The sequence below is a fragment of the Streptomyces xinghaiensis S187 genome (genome assembly GCF_000220705.2).
In the GTDB taxonomy this organism is placed as follows: domain Bacteria; phylum Actinomycetota; class Actinomycetes; order Streptomycetales; family Streptomycetaceae; genus Streptomyces; species Streptomyces xinghaiensis.
This window is the reverse complement of record NZ_CP023202.1, coordinates 5,644,718-5,661,814: the sequence shown is the minus strand read 5'-3', so window position 1 is coordinate 5,661,814 and position 17,097 is coordinate 5,644,718. Positions and strand designations below refer to the sequence as shown.

13 protein-coding genes are annotated in these 17,097 nt (G+C 74.6%); 6 read left to right on the top strand and 7 right to left on the bottom strand.

The genetic code is table 11. From position 1 onward, the window contains the following. Nucleotides 1-32: 32 nt before the first annotated feature. From SXIN_RS24155 to rsmH, 4 genes are all read right to left on the bottom strand, one after another. A complete protein-coding gene (locus tag SXIN_RS24155) occupies nt 33-1,859 on the bottom strand; it encodes a UDP-N-acetylmuramoyl-L-alanyl-D-glutamate--2,6-diaminopimelate ligase (protein ID WP_050930879.1) in 1,827 nt (608 codons plus the stop codon). 166 nt (nt 1,860-2,025) lie between these two features. Next, a complete protein-coding gene (locus tag SXIN_RS24150) occupies nt 2,026-4,014 on the bottom strand; it encodes a peptidoglycan D,D-transpeptidase FtsI family protein (RefSeq protein WP_095757523.1) in 1,989 nt (662 codons plus the stop codon). Between the two features lie 33 nt (nt 4,015-4,047). After that, nucleotides 4,048-4,536, bottom strand: a complete 489-nt coding sequence (ftsL, locus tag SXIN_RS24145; RefSeq protein WP_019709459.1) for a cell division protein FtsL — start codon at nt 4,534-4,536, stop codon at nt 4,048-4,050. Then, nucleotides 4,533-5,489: a 16S rRNA (cytosine(1402)-N(4))-methyltransferase RsmH gene (rsmH, locus tag SXIN_RS24140; RefSeq protein ID WP_039821709.1), complete on the bottom strand. Its 957-nt coding sequence runs from the start codon at nt 5,487-5,489 to the stop codon at nt 4,533-4,535. The genes ftsL and rsmH overlap by 4 nt, the downstream gene beginning before the upstream one ends. 368 nt (nt 5,490-5,857) lie before the next feature. On the opposite strand from rsmH, the gene SXIN_RS24135 reads away from it, so the two are divergent. From SXIN_RS24135 to SXIN_RS24120, 4 genes are all read left to right on the top strand, one after another. Further along, a complete protein-coding gene (locus SXIN_RS24135; protein ID WP_019709457.1) occupies nt 5,858-6,400 on the top strand; it encodes a beta-class carbonic anhydrase in 543 nt (180 codons plus the stop codon). A gap of 250 nt (nt 6,401-6,650) precedes the next feature. Continuing rightward, a complete protein-coding gene (locus tag SXIN_RS24130) occupies nt 6,651-7,670 on the top strand; it encodes an AAA family ATPase (RefSeq protein ID WP_095757522.1) in 1,020 nt (339 codons plus the stop codon). Next, nucleotides 7,670-9,055, top strand: coding sequence for a DUF58 domain-containing protein (locus tag SXIN_RS24125; protein WP_095758174.1), 1,386 nt, complete (start codon nt 7,670-7,672; stop codon nt 9,053-9,055). The genes SXIN_RS24130 and SXIN_RS24125 overlap by 1 nt, the downstream gene beginning before the upstream one ends. Then, nucleotides 9,052-11,475, top strand: a complete 2,424-nt coding sequence (locus SXIN_RS24120) for a transglutaminase TgpA family protein (protein ID WP_095757521.1) — start codon at nt 9,052-9,054, stop codon at nt 11,473-11,475. Before SXIN_RS24125 ends, SXIN_RS24120 begins: the two co-directional genes overlap by 4 nt. 263 nt (nt 11,476-11,738) lie before the next feature. Here the strand turns inward: SXIN_RS24120 and SXIN_RS24115 are convergent, their stop codons facing one another. From SXIN_RS24115 to SXIN_RS24105, 3 genes are all read right to left on the bottom strand, one after another. Beyond that, complete coding sequence (locus tag SXIN_RS24115; protein ID WP_019709455.1) at nt 11,739-12,137, bottom strand: DUF3040 domain-containing protein; 399 nt, start codon at nt 12,135-12,137, stop codon at nt 11,739-11,741. A 275-nt stretch (nt 12,138-12,412) separates the two neighbouring features. Next, the gene (locus SXIN_RS24110) at nt 12,413-13,192 is read right to left on the bottom strand and encodes a methyltransferase (protein WP_019709454.1); all 780 of its coding nucleotides are present in this window, start codon (nt 13,190-13,192) and stop codon (nt 12,413-12,415) included. Nucleotides 13,193-13,277: 85 nt separating this feature from the next. After that, entirely contained in the window at nt 13,278-13,820 is a 543-nt protein-coding gene (locus tag SXIN_RS24105) for an SAV_6107 family HEPN domain-containing protein (RefSeq protein WP_043469162.1), read from the bottom strand. Between the two features lie 327 nt (nt 13,821-14,147). Here SXIN_RS24105 and SXIN_RS24100 point away from each other — a divergent pair, with 327 nt between their 5' ends. Together SXIN_RS24100 and SXIN_RS24095 are read left to right on the top strand one after the other, a co-directional pair. Beyond that, a complete protein-coding gene (locus SXIN_RS24100) occupies nt 14,148-15,014 on the top strand; it encodes an ATP-binding cassette domain-containing protein (protein WP_019712134.1) in 867 nt (288 codons plus the stop codon). Continuing rightward, nucleotides 14,986-17,076, top strand: coding sequence for a YhgE/Pip family protein (locus tag SXIN_RS24095; protein ID WP_019712133.1), 2,091 nt, complete (start codon nt 14,986-14,988; stop codon nt 17,074-17,076). Before SXIN_RS24100 ends, SXIN_RS24095 begins: the two co-directional genes overlap by 29 nt. Nucleotides 17,077-17,097: the final 21 nt, after the last annotated feature.

Below are 17,097 nucleotides of genomic sequence, written 5' to 3'. Positions count from 1 at the left end.
CGGGTGAAGGCGTGTGCGCGCATGGCGGTCTGTCATCCCTGGTCGGTGGAGTGCGGAGGGAGCGCGCCGCCGGCTTCCGCCGGGGTGGCGCGCTCCGCGGCGGCACGGGCGCGGATGGCCCCGCCCAGCACCTCGCGGTCGTCGAAGGCGCGGACCACGCCCGCGATGTGCTGGCCCTGTTCGTGTCCCTTGCCGAGGACCAGCACCGCGTCACCGGGCTCGGCCCGGGCGACGGCCGCGGCGATGGCCTCGGCGCGGTCGGCGTGCAGCAGGACGTCGCCGCGCTCGTGGACCGGGACCTCGGAGGCACCGGTGAGCATCACGGCGAGGATCGCCAGGGGGTCCTCGGAGCGCGGGTTGTCGGAGGTGAGCACGGCGGTGTCGGAGAGCCGGGCCAGCGCCGCGCCCATCGGGCGGCGCTTGTGCGGGTCGCGGTCGCCGCCGCAGCCGAGCACCGCGTGGATCCTGCCGTCGGTGACCCGGCGGACCGCGCGGAGAACGGACTCCACGGCGTCGGGCTTGTGCGCGTAGTCGACGAAGGCGAGATACGGCTGGCCCTCGTCGACCCGCTCCAGCCGGCCGGGGACCCCGGGGATCCCGGCGACGCCGTCGGCCGCCGTCTGCGGGTCGACGCCGGCGACGACGAGGGCGGTGACCGCGGCGAGGGCGTTGGCGACGTTGAACGGGCCCGGCAGCGGCGCGGCGGCCCGCACGGACTCGCCCTTGGGGCCGACGGCGGTGAAGGTGGAGCCGAGCGGGCCGACCTCGATCTCCTCGGCGCGCCAGTCGGCGTCCGGATGGCCCTCCGCGGAGAAGGTGGTGACCGGGACCTCGGACTCGTGGACCAGGCGGCGGCCGTACTCGTCGTCGAGGTTGACGACGCCGGCGCGGCTGCGGCGGTCGGTGAACAGCTGGGCCTTCGCCCGGAAGTAGTCCTCCATGTCCGGGTGGAAGTCCAGGTGTTCGGGGCTGAGGTTGTTGAAGACGGCGACGTCGAACACGCAGCCGTCGACCCGCCCGAGGACCAGGGCGTGGCTGGAGACCTCCATGGTGACCGAGCGGACACCGCGCTCGCGCATCACGGCGAAGAGCGCCTGGAGGTCGGTGGCCTCCGGGGTGGTGCGCTCGCTCTTGATGCGCTCGTCGCCGATCCGGGACTCGACGGTGCCGATGAGACCGGTGGGTTCGGCGGCGCCGCCGTCCTCCCCGTCCCCGCCGTCGTCCGCGCCGGTGACCGGGTGCCGGCGGCGGGCGGCGGCCGCGGCCCGGAGACCGCCGTCGATCATGTAAGCGGTGGTGGTCTTGCCGGAGGTGCCGGTGATGCCGATCTGGAGGAGATCGCGGCCCGGGTCGCCGTAGACCGTGACGGCCAGTTCGCCCATCCGGCCGCGGGGATCGTCCACGACGAGGACCGGGAGGCCGGTGGCGGTGGCCCGCTCGGCACCGGACGGGTCGGTGAGGACGGCCGCGGCGCCGAGGCCGGCGGCCTGTCCGGCGAAGTCGGCGCCGTGCAGGCGGGCTCCGGGGAGCGCGGCGTAGATGTCGCCGGGGCGCACCGCGCGGGAGTCGTGGGTGATGCCGGTGACCGCCGCGCCGGCGGCGCCCGGGGGGAGCTCGGCGCCCAGCTGATCCGCCAGCTTCGCCACCGGCGTCGGGTGGACCCGTTGGGGGCGTGGCGCCCCCGGGGGGTTCGCGGGGACTCGCCTCGGGGCGTCCCCCGTCGGCGGCGCGTCGGGGGACGGGGTGTGGGACTGATCAGCATGTGGCACGGCGGTGAGCGTACCCGGCCCACCGGGCGGGTCGCGAAACAAGGGGCGGAAGGCGTTCCGTTCCTCGCCGTCCGGGGTGATCGACGTCACGGGATCCGGCCTCAATCTCTTTCTCGGTTACTGGGGCGTCCGGGCTCTCCGGGGTCTCCCGGTTTCCCGGGCCTCTTCCCGGTTCTTCCGGTTTCGGCTGTTGTTCCCCGTTGTCCCGCCCCGTGGTGCGTCGATCCGCGTGATTCCGCCCGGTTCCGGCGCGCGTTCAGCCGCGCGGCTCGAAGGTCACCGGCAGTTTCGCCGGGTCGGCGCCGGTCGGGGCCACCTTGAGGCTTTTCAGCGCGAACTCCGTGACCTGCTTGTAGACGGGGCCGCAGACCTGGCCGCCGAAGTAGCTGCCCTTGTCGGGGTCCGGGTCCTGGACGGCGCAGTAGACGGTGACCCTCGGCCGGTCCGCGGGTGCGAATCCGGCGAACGAGGCGGTGTAGCCGTTGTAACGGCCGGTGTCCGGGTCCACCCGGTTGGAGGTACCGGTCTTGCCCGCGACGCGGTAGCCGGGGATCCGGGCCCTGGTGCCCGTTCCCTCCTCGCTGCCGACCACGGACTCCAGCATCCTCGCCAGCGTCTTGGCGGTCTTCTCGCTGACGACACGGGTGGTCCGGGGCTCCGGTGCCGGAGTGAAGCGGCCGTCGGGGCCGGTGGTGCCGCGGACGAGCGTGGGCTCCACGCGCACCCCGCCGTTGGCGATCGTCGAGTAGACGGAGGCGGCCTGGACGGCGTTGATCGAGAGCCCCTGGCCGAACGGGATCGTGTACTGCTGCGAAGCGCTCCAGTCCTCCGGCTTCGCCAGGATGCCCGGGGTCTCGCCGGGGTAGCCGAGGCCCGTGGGCCGGCCGATGCCGAACTTCCGCAGATAGGAGTGGAGGACCTTGTTGGCCTCCTTCTGCGTCGTGCCGAGCTGTTCGACGGCGAGGATCGTCCCGAGGTTGCTGGACTTGGCGAGCACGCCGTTGAGCGTCAGATACCAGGTGGGGTGGTCGACGTCGTCGGCGAAGAGCCGGTCGGCCCGGTGCAGCCGGTTGGGCACCGTCACATGGGTCCCGGGGGTGGCGGCGCCCTCCTCCAGAACGGCGGCCATCGACATCACCTTGCTGGTGCTTCCGGGCTCGTACGCGTCCTGGAGCGCCGGGTTGCCGAGGCCGGTGCCGGCGGCGGAGATGTCGTTCGGGTCGAACCCGGGGGCGTTGGCCAGGGCCAGGATCTCGCCGCTCCGGGTGTCCTGCACGACGACGTAACCGCGCTGGGCACCGGACGTGCGGACCTGTTCGGTGATGGCCCGCTGGGCGGCCCACTGCAGGTCGCGGTCGATGGTCAGCCGGACGTCGGAGCCCGGCACGGCGGGCTGCTCACGGGCGCTCTCGGTGGGCACCCGGCGGCCGCCGGAGTGGGCGTAGGTGATCTTGCCGGGCTCACCGGCCAGCTCCTTGTCGAGCTTGGCCTCCAGGCCGCCGCCGCCCCGGCCCTCGGCGTTGACGAAGCCCAGTATCCCGGCGGCCAGCTCCCGGTTCGGGTAGATCCGCTTGCTGTGCGGCTCCTGGTAGATCCCCGCCAGCGGGTTCGGCTCGCCGCCGGAGCCGGCCTTCTCGGCGAAGCCGTCCCTGAGGTCCTTGATCTGCTGCCAGACCTGCGGCGACTGGCGGCGGGCCAGGACCGCGTAGCGGGAGTTGCCCGCGGAGAGCTTCTCCGCCAGCCGGTCCTCGTCCTGTTCCAGGATGGGGGCGAGCAGTTCGGCCGCCCGTTCGGGGGCGTCCCGGCTCCCGCTCTGCTCCGGGGCGAAGAGATACGGGTCGCCGATGATGTCGTAGGCGTCGACGGTGGTGGCCAGCTCGCCGCCGGAGCGGTCGGTGATGGAGCCCCGCTCGGCGGCGATCGTATGGGTGATGTACCGGTTGACCCGGCTCTTGGCCGCGTAGGTGTCGGCCTCCACCGCCTGCACCTGGAGCAGGCGCACCACGAACGCGAGCATGACGAGGGTCAGCGTGAGGCTGATCAGCCGGAGGCGGGGACGGGCGCTGCCCAGGCGGATCGGCCGCTGCGCCGGGCGGCCGGGGCGCGGACTGCGGCCGCCGGGGGCGGCCGGCCCGCGGCCCTTGGCACCGCCGGACCGCGGGGTCCTCCCCGCCGGTCCCGGCCGGCGGCCGCGGGGGGCGGCGGGGCCGGGCACCCGCCGGCGCGGCTGCTGGGGGTCCTTCATGCGCTGGCCTTTCCGGTGCGGGGATGCGGGCGGTCAGCCGCCGGGGCGGTGAGCGGACGGCTCCGGGAGCGGCTCCCCCGCCGGCCCGGAGAGCCCGGAGAGGCCCGGAAGCCCGGAGGGAGCGGCGGAGGCGGCGGACGGGCCCGGCGCCGGGGACGACGGGGCCGCTGCTTCGGACGGGACGCCGCGCACGGTGCCGTCCGGGTACAGGAAGACGGGACTGCCGCCGGGGACCATGCCGAGCTCGCGGGCGCGCTCCGCGAGCGCGTCGGGCGCCGTGAAGGCGTCGACCTCCTGTTGCAGGGCCTGCTGCCGGCCCGTCAGGTCGGTGGTCTCCCTCCGCAGCTCGCTGAGCCGGAAGGAGCCCTGGTTGAGCGAGGCGTTGAGGAGGAGCAGGCTGATCAGCCCACCGGCGAGCAGCAGCACCACCAGCAGGACGAACGGAGTGCGGGCCGCCGTACTCGGCCCGGCCGGCATCAGCCGGGCCAGCCGGGCGGCCCTGCCGCGGAGCGTCCGCTTCACCGGTGGTCCTCCCTGATCCGCTGGGCGCCGCGCAGCCGGGCGGGCGCGGCGCGTTTGTTCTCCGCCACCTCCTCGTCCCCGGGCAGCTCCGCGCCGCGGGTCAGGAGCTTCAGCCGCGGCTGGTACTGCTCGGGGACGACGGGCAGACCGGGGGGCGCCGTGTTGCCCGCTCCGGCGGCGAACACCTGCTTGACGAGCCGGTCCTCCAGCGAGTGGTACGACAGCACGGCGATACGGCCGCCGACGGCGAGCCGGGAGACCGCGGCGGGGATCGCCCGTTCGAGGACGGACAGCTCGCCGTTGACCTCGATGCGCAGCGCCTGGAAGGTGCGTTTGGCCGGGTTGCCGCCGGTGCGCTTCGCCGCCTGGGGCAGGGCGTTCCGGATCAGTTCCACGAGACGGGCGCTGTTCGTGAAGGGCTCCTCGGCCCGGGCCTTGACGACGGCGTCCACGATCTTCCGGGCGAACTTCTCCTCGCCGTAGGTACGCAGGACGCGGACCAGGTCGCCGGGCGGGTAGGTGTTGAGGACCTCGGCCGCGCTCATGCCCGTCGTCTGGTCCATCCGCATGTCGAGCGGTGCGTCCCGGGCGTAGGCGAAGCCGCGTCCGGCCTCGTCCAGCTGCATGGAGGAGACCCCCAGGTCGAACAGGACGCCCTGGACGCGCGGGATGCCGAGCCGGTCCAGGACCTCGGGGAGCTCGTCGTAGACGGCGTGCACCAGGGTGGCCCGGTCCGCGTGGGGAGCGAGCCGCTCGCCGGCGAGCCGCAGCGCCACCGGGTCGCGGTCGAGGGCGATGAGGCGGACGCCGGGGAAGGCGTTCAGCAGGGCCTCGCTGTGCCCGCCGAGGCCGAGGGTGCAGTCGACGGCGACGGCGCCCGGCTCGGCCAGGGCAGGAGCCAACAGGTCCAGGCACCGCTGGAGCATCACCGGGACATGTCGGGTCTCGCTCATGCGCCCTCTCAGATCGGCGCCGCCGTACGCACCGCCGGGTCCCCGCCCGCTCCGGGGGCCGCCGGCACCGGGGAAGGGGCGTCAGCCGACCGGGGAGCGGGAGGAGGCCGAGCCGTACGTACAGGCCGCGCACGCGGGGTTTTCGGTCCGGGGGAGCTCCGCGCCTCCCACTTCGCGTCACTTTAGTCCACTCCCCGGCGCGGTCAATCAACGGGCCTGCGCGCCGCGCGGACCGGCTCCCGGCCCTCCGCGGGCCCGTTCGCGAGGCCGCCCGCGGGGTGTGGATCGGCTCACATCACGGGCCGTTGGACGGCTTTGCCCCCTTCTCACAGCGGGCCCCGGCCCGGCGCGCCGGATAACGTCGGAGTATGTCGACATCTGCGCCCGCACCCCGCCCCGCCACCGACAGCGTCATCGACCGGCTCGTGAGCGCCAACCGCGCGTACGCCGCCGGGTTCACCGACCCGGGCATGGACGCCCGGCCCGTCCAGAAGGTCGCCGTCGTGGCCTGCATGGACGCGCGGCTGGACCTGCACGCCGCCCTCGGCCTGGACCTGGGTGACGCCCACACCATCCGCAACGCCGGCGGTGTGGTCACCGATGACACCATCCGTTCGCTGACCATCAGCCAGCGCGCCCTGGGCACCCGCAGCATCGCTCTGGTCCACCACACGAACTGCGGCCTGGAGAGCCTCACCGAGGAGTTCCGGCACGACCTGGAGATGGAGGTCGGCCAGCGGCCGAACTGGGCGGTGGAGGCGTTCCGGGACGTCGACCAGGACGTGCGCCAGTCGATGCAGCGGGTCCGCACCTCACCGTTCCTGCTGGACACCCGAGACGTCCGCGGGTTCGTCTTCGACGTGACCACCGGGCTGCTGCGGGAGGTCGACCCCGCGGGGCCGGAGTCCTGAGCCGCGGGTGGCCGGGGGGTCCCCCGTGACCTCCCGGCTCTTCGGGCAGACAAGCCGGTACACACGGGGACAAAGAGACCCGGGTTGTCCACAGGCGTGTGACGTGAAGCCGTGAGGACGGCAAGAATGCGGAGATACGGCACCGTCGCCGGCGAACGCCGGACGCGGTGAGCGCGTATGACGCGCGTGTGATGTGTGGCCGGCCCGCCGAAGGGTGCGCCGGCCCGGAGAACGGGCCGAGGAGGGCTGGGTGACGACCTATGACGATCGAGCGAGCCTCACTGATCTGACCACCACCGCGGAGCGCGTGCGCCGGTCGGTGGAGAACGTGATCGAGGGCAAGCCGGAGGTCGTGAGGCTCTCGCTGACGGTGCTGCTCGCCGAGGGGCATCTGCTCATCGAGGACGTGCCGGGGGTCGGCAAGACCATGCTGGCGAAGGCGCTGGCGCGGTCGATCGACTGCTCGGTGCGGCGCATCCAGTTCACCCCCGACCTCCTGCCCTCGGACATCACCGGGGTGAGCGTCTTCGACCAGCAGCGGCGGGACTTCGAGTTCAAGCCCGGCGCGATCTTCGCCCAGATCGTGATCGGTGACGAGATCAACCGCGCCTCGCCGAAGACCCAGTCGGCGCTGCTGGAGTCGATGGAGGAGCGGCAGGTCACCGCCGACGGGCAGACGTACCACCTGCCCAGCCCCTTCATGGTGGTGGCCACCCAGAACCCGGTCGAGATGGAGGGCACCTACCCGCTGCCGGAGGCGCAGCGGGACCGCTTCATGGCCCGGGTGTCGATCGGCTACCCCAGCGCCGAGGCCGAGCTGGAGATGCTGGACGTGCACGGCGGTGTCTCGCCGCTCGACGACATGCAGCCGGTGGCGCACGCCCACGACATCGTCAAGCTGATCGACGCGGTCCACTCCGTGCACGTCGCGGATTCCGTCCGGCGCTACACCGTCGGTCTGGTGGCGGCCACCCGCAACCACCCCGAGCTGCGGCTGGGCGCCTCGCCGCGGGCGACGCTCCATCTGCTGCGGGCCGCGAAGGCCTCGGCGGCCCTGCACGGCCGGGACTACGCCCTTCCGGACGATGTGCAGGCGCTGGCCGTCCCGGTGCTCGCGCACCGGCTGCTGCCCACCGCCCAGGCGCAGCTCGGGCGGCGGACGTCCGAGCAGGTCGTCGCCGACATCCTCCGGCAGACCCCGGTGCCCGATCCCTCCGCGCAGCAGTGGCGCGGAACGCCGGGCCGGCCGCCGGGCCTGCGGGGGCTGTGATGTCCGGCGCGCCCGGAGAGACCCCGGCGCCCGCGGAGGACCGGGAGCGGCGGGGCACCCTGCGGGGCGCGCTGGCCGGGCTCACCACCCGGGGGCGGTCCTTCCTGGCCGCCGGTTTCGCCGCGGCCGCCTGCAGCTACGTCCTGGGACAGGACGACCTGCTGCGGGTCGGGCTGCTGCTCTCCGTCCTCCCGCTGGTGTGCGTCGCGGTGCTGTACCGCACGCGCCACCAGGTGGCGGGCAGCAGGCGGCTGGCTCCCGCGCGGGTTCCGGCCGGCTCGGAGGCGCGGGTCCATCTGCGGGTCGACAACGTCTCCCGGCTGCCCACGGGGCTGCTGATGCTGCAGGACGGGGTGCCGTACGTCCTCGGGCCGCGCCCCCGGTTCGTCCTGGACCGGGTGGAGCCGGGCGGACGGCGCGAGGTGTCGTACCGGGTCCGTTCGGACCTGCGCGGCCGCTATCCCCTCGGGCCGCTCCAGCTGCGGCTGACCGACCCGTTCGGGATGTGCGAGCTGACCCGGGCGTTCAGCACGCGGGACACCCTGACCGTGGTGCCGCGCACCGAGCCCCTGCCGCCCGTCCGGCTCTCCGGGGACACCCCCGGTTACGGGGAGGGGCGGCACCGTTCGCTCGCGCTGGCCGGCGAGGACGACGTCATCCCCCGCGGCTACCGGCACGGGGACGATCTGCGCCGGGTGCACTGGCGTTCCACCGCACGCTACGGCGAGCTGATGGTGCGCCGGGAGGAGCAGCCGCAGCAGCCGCGCTGCACGGTGCTGCTCGACACCCGGCGTGTGGCGCACCGGGGCACGGGGCCGGACTCCGGGTTCGAGTGGGCCGTTTCCGCGGCGGCCTCCATCTCGGCGCACATGCTGGAACGGGGCTTCTCGGTACGGTTGCTGACGGACACCGGGGACACGGTGCCGGGGCCGGGTACCGACGGCGGCACGGGGACGCCGGGGGACTTCGCGGACACGGCCGGGCTGATCCTGGACACCCTCGCGGTGGTGGACCACTCCGACGAGCCGGGGCTGTCCGGGGCCTACGACCATCTCCGCGGCGGGCAGGAGGGGCTGCTGGTGGCGCTGCTCGGCGCGCTGGACGAGGAGCAGACGGCGGTGGTGGCGCGGCTGCGGCACCGGACCGGGCGGGCCGTCGCGTTCGTCCTGGACACCGGCGCCTGGGCGCGCGAGCCGGACGCGGACCCCGACGGCTTCGCGGGCCGGCTGCGGCTGCTGCGCGAGGCGGGCTGGTCGACGGTCCCGGTCCGTCCCGGTGCGGCACTGCCCGACCTGTGGCGGATGGCGGAGCGGGCGCGGGCGGGGGCACCGGCGGGCGGGCAGGCGGAGGCTGACATGACGGGCCGGACGGAGGAGCGGCGATGAGCGGACGCGGACGGCTGGCGGTGAGCGCGGCGCTGGCCACCCTGCTGGCGGCCTGTTCCCTGCTGCCGCTGGTGAAGGAGGCGGGCTGGCTGCCGCAGGCGGCGTTCCTGCTGGCGGCCGTGTCCGGGGCGGGCGCGCTGGCGCGGCGGGCGCCGCTGCCCCGCCCGCTGACGGCCCTCGCCCAGCTGCTGGTGGCGCTCCTGCTGCTGACCTGGTCCTTCGCGCGGGGACAGGCCCTGGCCGGGCTGCTGCCCGGCCCGGACGCCTTCCGCGAGTTCGCCCTGCTGCTGTCGGAGGGCGCGCAGGACATCGGCGAGTACTCCATACCGGCGCCCGTGACGCCCGGCATCCGGCTGATGCTGGTCGGGGGTGTGCTGGCCATCGGCCTGCTGGTGGACGTGCTCGCGGTGACCTACCGGGCGGCGGCCCCCGCCGGCCTTCCGCTGCTGGCGCTGTACTCCGTGGCGGCCGGGCTGGACCAGGGCGGCTCGCGCTGGCTGTGGTTCCTGCTGGCGGCGGTCGGCTATCTGCTGCTTCTGCTGGCCGAGGGCCGGGACCGGCTCTCGCAGTGGGGGCGGGTCTTCAGCGGCGCGCCTCCCGCGCCCAGCAGGCTGGGGGCCGGGCTGGAGCCGGCCGGCGGCGGCCGGGCGGCCGCCCCGCTCCGCACCGGCCGCCGGATCGGCGCGGTGACGCTGGGCATCGCCATGCTGCTGCCCGCCGTCATGCCCTCACTGGGCGACGGGCTCCTCGACGGGCAGCGGGGCACCGCGGGCTCCGGGCCCGGGGCGGGCACCATCACGACCGTGAATCCGCTGGTGTCCCTGCAGAACAGCCTGAACCAGCCGGAGAACCGGGAGGTCCTCTCCTACCGGACGAACGCGGAGAACACCCGCGACCTCTATCTGCGGATCGTCGCCCTGGACCAGTTCGACGGCTCTTCCTGGAAGTCCTCGGAGCGGCCGATACGCCCGGTGCCCGACGAGCTGCCGCCGCCCCCCGGGCTGAGCCCCGAGGTGGCGACGGCCAGGATCGACACCTCCGTCTCGGCGTCCGACTCCTACCGGCAGAGCTGGCTTCCGATGCCGTACCCGGCCACCCGGGTGGAGATCGGCGGGCGCTGGAGCTTCGAGCCGGAGGGCCGCACCCTGGTCGGCAACCGCCGGCAGACGACCCGGGGGGCGGAGTACCGGGTGTCGAGCCTGCTGGTGCAGCCGACGGCAGCCCAGCTCGCCGCGGCCGGCCCGCCCCCCGCCGATCTGCTGCGCGAGTACACCGAGGTGCCGGACTCGCTGCCCCCGGTGGTGGCCCGCACGGCGCGGGACGTGACCGAGGGCGCGAGCGGCGCGTACGAGAAGGCGGTGCGGCTGCAGGACTGGTTCGCCTCCGAGGGCGGCTTCGTCTACGACACCCAGGTGGAGGCCGGGAGCGGCAGCGAGGCCATCGCCAACTTCCTGGAGCAGAAGGAGGGCTTCTGCGTCCATTTCTCGTTCTCCATGGCCGCCATGGCACGGACCCTGGACATCCCGGCGCGGGTGGCGGTCGGTTTCACCCCGGGAACGGCGAGCGCGAACGGCACCATGTCCGTCGGCCTCCGCGACGCGCACGCCTGGCCCGAGCTGTACTTCGAGAACATCGGCTGGGTCCGCTTCGAGCCGACGCCCTCCCGGGGAACGGTCCCCGACTACACCGTGCCGGACGTCCCGGAGAGCGGCACCACGGTCCCGGACGAGCCGGAGCCCGTCGAGTCCTCGGAGCCGTCGGCCACCCCCTCCGACCGGGAGGACTGCCCGGCGGACCAGCGTTTCCTCGGTGAGTGCCAGGTGCCCCCGGCCGACGCCGGGAGCGGCGCCACCGGTGGCGGACTGCCGCTGCGCACGATCCTGCTGTCCACCGCGGCGGCCGTCCTGCTGCTGGGACTTCCCCTGCTGCCGCTGGTGTGGCGGACCCGGGTGCGCGGACGCCGGCTCGGCGGAGCGGGCAAGGAGCCGCGTGACCCGGCCGAGGAGGTCCTCGCCGCCTGGCGGGAGCTGATCGACTCGGCCTGGGACCACGGCTTCCCGCCCGACGACTCGCAGACCCCCCGCCGGGCCGCCGAGCGGATCGTGGCGGCCGGCGGACTGGAGGAGCCCGCGGCGGAATCGGTGCGCCGGGTGGCCGGGGCCGTCGAGCAGGTGCTCTACGCGCCGGTACCGCGTCCGGCGCCGGGGCTCGCCGACGACGTACGGCGCGTGCGGGCGGCCCTGCATGCCGCTGCCGGGCGGGGAACGCGGCTGAAGGCCCTGTTCGCGCCGCGCTCGGCGGTGCGGGTGGTGTGGGCCTGCTCACGCCGCTGGTGGGCGCTGACCGAGCGGTGGAACACCGCCTGGGCCACGGCTGTGCTGCGGGTCTCCCGGCGCGTCCCCACCCGGCAGCGGGGCTGAGCCCGGAGGCGGCCCGAAGCCGACCCGAAGCCGGCCGGGAGACGGGCCGTGCCCGGCCGAGGCCCTGCGTCCGCGGGGGCGCCAGGGGGCCGGGGCCGGTCCGGGCCTGGGCCGCATACGGGACGAGGGCGGGGACGGGAACGGGAAACACCCGTGTACGCGAACAGACTTGAGGGGTGACCTCTCGCGAGGTCACCCCTCAAGGTGTGTCCGTGTGCCGGCCGGCTCCGCGGTCCCGCCCGGCCGCCTGCCGGTGCCGGCGGCTAGTGCCCCGGCTCGTCGCGGCGGCGCTGCCAGCGCTCCTCGATGCGGTTCATCATGGAGCGGCGCTGCCTGCCCTGTCTGCGGCTTCCCTGGGCACCGGTATCGGCGGGCTGCTGTTCACCCGGCTGGGGTGCCTTGCGCCAACTGGTGACGGCGAGCGCGGCGCACCCGAGCATGACGAGGAACCCCACCACGCTGATCCAGATCTGCTGGGCAACCATGCCCGCCATGAGAAGCGCGATACCCACCAGAAAACCCGCGACCGCCTGGTACACCCGGCGACGGGTGTACGTGCGCAGCCCGCTTCCCTCAAGCGCTGTCGCGAACTTGGGATCTTCGGCGTACAGCGCTCGCTCCATCTGCTCGAGCATGCGCTGCTCGTGCTCCGAGAGCGGCACGGAGTCCTCCTACTCGTCGGTCGCGGGAGCGACCGGGTGCGACGCTTTCAAGGATAGGCAGGGATTCGCCCCCGTGAAACCCGCTCCCCTGCGTCATTTCCCATGACACAGGGCACATCGGGTCAGGTTCCGGGTCACTCTCCCCTGCCGGCCCGTCCGACGATGCCGACCGTGTTCCCTCGATCATACGGGGCAATGCGTCCGATTGGGTGAGCTGTGGCCCAGAGCATGCGCCGACCGGAGTCGGGCGACTCCGGCCGGTATGTCGTACGGGGTCAGCCGGATTCCCGTTCAGCCAGTACGTGCAGCTGGGTGGCGACGGACTGGAGGGCGGGGACCTCGGCCGCTGCCGCCTCCAGCTTGAGCAGGGCCTCCAGGGCGCCGGGCTCGCCGTCCACCAGCGCACCGGGGACCAGGTCGGCGAAGACGCGGACGCCGTGCACCGCCTCGACGGCGAGCCCGGCACCGGTGACGAGCGCGGTCAGCTCCTCCGGGGTGAAGCGGCGGGGCACCGGGTCGCCCTCTCCCCAGCGCCCGTGCGGATCCGCCAGGACCTGCCGCGCCTCGGAGAAGTGCCCGGCGAGCGCACGGGCGAGGACGGCGCCGCCCAGACCGGCGGCGAGCAGGCTGAGCGTGCCGGACGGGCGGAGCGCGGCGACGGCGTTGCGCACGCCCTCCGCCGGGTCCTCCATGTACTCCAGGACGCCGTGGCAGAGGACGGCGTCGAAGCCGCCCCGCTCGACCACGTCGAAGAGGCCGTGCGCATCGCCCTGGACTCCGCGCACGCGGTCGGCGACCCCGGCCTCGGCGGCCCGCCGCTCCAGCGCGAAGAGGGCGTTGGGGCTGGGGTCGACCACGGTGACGTGGTGGCCCTGGCGGGCGACGGGCACGGCGAAGTTGCCGGTGCCGCCACCGGTGTCGAGCACGTCGAGCACGGCGCGGGGACCGTGCCCGCCGGGGCCCGCGCTCTTCATCCGGCGGTCCAGTGCCTCCCGGAGCACGTCCCAGACCACGGCGGTGCGGAGAGAGGCTCGGGGGCGCATCGGGTCGGACACAGCGGGGGACTCCTCGGCGCGGGACCGCCGCGGGGACGGCGGTCGCAGTCGGTGCAGGCGCCCTCCACCCTATTGCCTCTCCCGCTCAGCTCGCGTCGGGCTCCGCCTCCTGCCGCGGCTCGGCGGTGCGGGCCTGCGGCAGCACCGGCTGGAGCACCAGCATCCGCTCGACGAGCCGCAGGAACATCCCGGCGTCGCGCAGCAGATCGTCGGCGTCGCGGCTGCCGGCCGCGTCGCGTATGCCCGCCTCGGCGCGGGCCCGGCGGGCGGCGCCGGAGGCGAACAGCATGCTCCACTCGGTCAGTTCGGGAGCCACCTCCGGCAGCACCTCCCAGGCGCTGCGGATGCGCTGCCGGCGGCGCGGGGTGCTCTCGGGCCGGCCGCGGACCGCGAGCACGGCCGCGGCGGTCCGCAGGGCGGCGAGGTGGGCGGTGGCGTAACGCTCGTTCGGCTCCGGGAGTCCGGCGGCTTCGTCCAGCCCGGCACGGGCCTGGGCGAGCAGGCCCAGCGCCTCGGGCGGTGCGCCGGCCCGGCGCACCACGGGGTGGACGTCGGCCGGGGAACCGGCGAGCGCGGGGGTGGTCCGGTTGCTGCGGCGTCGGCGCGCTGCGGCGGACGTGGTCGCCATGACGAACCTCCTGTCGTCGCGGAACGGCTGTCGGGGCCGTATGTGCACATCGTCGGGCACACCACTGACAATCCGGCCTGACCTGCGGTTTCCTCCCGTACCAACAGCTTCCCGGGTTTTCCCGCCCCGGCCCGGGAGGGTTCCGTGCCGCCTGCCTCCTCCCCGCACGCCCCCGCGCCGCGCCCTCGGGCCGCGCCCCGCGGGGCGAGCCCCCGGCCGCGAGCCGCGGCTCTCGGCCGCTATCTTTCTGTACTGACCAGTCAGTTTAAAACCAGGCAGTTCAAAACGCCGGTACGCCGGCGCGGAACGAGGAGAGGGGACGCGAGGGTGAAGGACACCACCCCGCGAGGAGCGGCGGTCTCGGCCGGGGGGTTCGGCCTGCGGGGCCCCCGCGGCTGGGCCTTCCGCGACATCGCCGTCACGGCGGAACCCGGTGCGCTCATCGCCGTCGAAGGGCCGTCCGGTACGGGCCGGACCTGCCTGCTGCTCGCCCTCACCGGGCGGATGCGGGCCCACACCGGGCACGCGGAGGTCGGCGGCCTCCGGCTGCCGACCGGCCGGGGAGCCCGGCGCGGGCACATGGCCGCCGTACGGCGGATCAGCGCCCTCGGCCCGGTCCCGGGGGTCTCCGAGCTCGAACCGTCCCTGACCGTAGCCGAGCACCTGCGCGAACGCGCCCTGATGGAACGCCGGTTCGGCACCCCGCCGCGGGAACTGCTGCGTCCGCGTGCCGCACGGGCCGCGGACCTGCGGGAGCGGATCGAGGCGGCGCTGGAGGGCGCCGGGCTGGCGCCCGAGACCCTCCCCAAGGGCTCCCGGACAACCGTGCGGGATCTGGAGCGGCTGGAGTCGCTGCGGCTCTCCGTCGCGCTCGCGCTGACCGGCCGGCCGCGGCTACTGGCCGTCGATGACGCCGATCTCAAACTGCACGGCCGGGAACGGGCCGCCGTCTGGGAGTTGCTGGCCGGGGTGGCCGCGGCGGGGACGACCGTGCTCGCCGTGTGCAGCCAGGCCCCGCCCGGCTCCGTCACCGTCCGCACCGCCGCCGCGGAGACGCCCGGGGGCGACGGGACGTCCGCCGGGCCCTCCGGCGCCCGCACGGATTCCACGGACGGAACCATGGACGGAACGACGGACGGCACAACGGACGGGAAGGGGGCACCGGATGCGTTCGCCACGACTCGCCGCGCTTGAGCTGCGGCGCTTCGGCCGGGGCCGGATGCCGCGGGCGGCGCTCGTCGCCCTGCTCCTGCTGCCGCTGCTCTACGGGGCGCTCTACCTGTGGTCGTTCTGGGACCCGTACGGCCGGCTGGACAAGGTCCCGGCCGCCCTCGTCAACGCCGACCGCGGCGCCACCGCCGGCGGTGAACGGATCACGGCGGGCGACGAGATCGCCGACGGGCTCCGCGACAGCCACACGTTCGAGTGGCACGAGGTCAGCGCCGCCGAGGCCCGTGCGGGGGTGGAGAGCGGGCGGTACTACCTCTCGCTCTCCGTGCCGGGCGACTTCAGCGAGCGCCTCACCTCGGGCTCCGGCGGGGAGGTCCCCGAGAACGGCGCGCTCCGGGTGCGCACCAACGACGCCAACAACTACGTCGTCGGACAGATCTCCAGGACCGTCTTCGCCGAGGTGCGTTCCGCGGCCTCGGCGGACACCGCCCGCTCCTATCTGGACAAGATCTTCCTCTCCTTCTCCGACATCCACGGGGCCACCGAGAAGGCCGCCGAGGGCGCCGACAAACTGGACGAGGGCGTGGACAAGGCGCACCGGGGGGCCACGGACCTCGCCGACGGCCTGTCCAAGGCGGAGCAGGGCAGCGGCGATCTCCGGACCGGCCTGCGGAAGCTCCACAAGGGCGCCGGACGCCTCGACTCCGGCGCCGCCCGGGTGGCGGAGGGCACGGGGAAGCTCGCCGAGGAGGCCGAACGGATGGGCCGCGTCGTCCCCTTCCTCAAGGAGCACGGGGACGAGATCGGGCGCACCGGCGGCCTGGTCGCCGACACCGCCGGGACCGTCCGCGGCCACCTCGGCGATCTCCCCTCGCCCACCACCGCGGCCGAACTGGCCCGGGAGGCCCGCGAGACGGCGGACTTCCTCGCCGCCGACCACAAGGAGCGCTGTGAGCGCGGCCCGGCCCCCGACGCCGCCTGCCCGCGGTTGAAGAAGGCCGCCGAGGCCGCCGGGAAGGCCGCGGACGGCGCGGAGACCGTCGAGTCCCTGGTGCGGAGCGAGAACGGCGAACTGGACCGGCTGGACCGCGACCTGGCCTCCGTGCAGCGGCACGCCCGGACCGTGGAGCGGAAGGCCCCGGCCCTCTGGAAGGACGTCGACACCGCCGTCACCAACATCGGGAAACTGGACGCGGGCGCGGAGAAGGTCGCCCGCGGCGCGCACACGCTGCACACCGGCCTGGCCACCGCCAAGAAGGGCTCGGAGCGCCTCGACCGGGGGATCGGCAAGCTCTCCGAGGGCGCCGGCGATCTGGACGGCGGCCTGTTCCGGCTGGCGGACGGATCGGAGAAGCTGGCGGGCGGCCTGCACGACGGCGCGCGGAAGATCCCGGACTACGACCGCGAGGAGCGCGACGCCCGGACGGAGGTCATGGCCGACCCGGTCCGGCTCGCCAACGGCTCGCTGCACACGGCGCCGGACTACGGCACCGGCTTCGCCCCGTACTTCATCCCGCTCTCCCTCTGGGTGGGCGCCATGGTCGCGTACATGCTGATCCAGCCGCTCAACCGGCGGGCGCTGGCCACCGGTGCCTCCTCCTGGCGCATCGCGGTGGCCGGCTGGCTGCCCGTCGCGGCCCTGGGGGTGCTGCAGACGGCGGCCCTGATGTCCGTGCTCCACTGGGGACTCGGGCTGGAGATGGCGCGGGCCGCGGGCACGATGGGCTTCCTGCTGCTGGTCACCGCCTGTTTCGCGGCCGTCGTGCAGTGGCTGAACGCGCGCTTCGGCCCGGCCGGCCGCATCCTCGTCCTGGCGCTGCTGATGCTCCAGCTGACCTCCGCGGGCGGCACCTACCCCGTCGAGACCAGTCCCGGCTTCTTCAACGCCGTCCACCCCTTCCTGCCGATGACCCACGTCGTCGAGGGGCTGCGCCGGCTGATCACGGGAGGCGGCCTGGAACCGGTGTGGCAGGGCACCGCGGTACTGGCCGCGTACACCCTGGGCGCGCTGGCGCTCACCGCCTGGTCGGCCCGGCGCCGCCAGGTGTGGACGGTGGACCGGCTGCACCCGGAGCTGAGCCTGTGAGGCCCGACCCGCCGGTAGACC

What these genes read in the sequence shown, in the direction of transcription:
- SXIN_RS24150 (WP_095757523.1), bottom strand. Translation starts at nt 4,014, where the DNA reads ATGAAGGACCCCCAGCAGCCGCGCCGGCGGGTGCCCGGCCCCGCCGCC.
- rsmH (WP_039821709.1), bottom strand. Translation starts at nt 5,489, where the DNA reads ATGAGCGAGACCCGACATGTCCCGGTGATGCTCCAGCGGTGCCTGGAC.
- SXIN_RS24135 (WP_019709457.1), top strand. Translation starts at nt 5,858, where the DNA reads ATGTCGACATCTGCGCCCGCACCCCGCCCCGCCACCGACAGCGTCATC.
- SXIN_RS24125 (WP_095758174.1), top strand. Translation starts at nt 7,670, where the DNA reads ATGTCCGGCGCGCCCGGAGAGACCCCGGCGCCCGCGGAGGACCGGGAG.
- SXIN_RS24120 (WP_095757521.1), top strand. Translation starts at nt 9,052, where the DNA reads ATGAGCGGACGCGGACGGCTGGCGGTGAGCGCGGCGCTGGCCACCCTG.
- SXIN_RS24105 (WP_043469162.1), bottom strand. Translation starts at nt 13,820, where the DNA reads ATGGCGACCACGTCCGCCGCAGCGCGCCGACGCCGCAGCAACCGGACC.
- SXIN_RS24095 (WP_019712133.1), top strand. Translation starts at nt 14,986, where the DNA reads ATGCGTTCGCCACGACTCGCCGCGCTTGAGCTGCGGCGCTTCGGCCGG.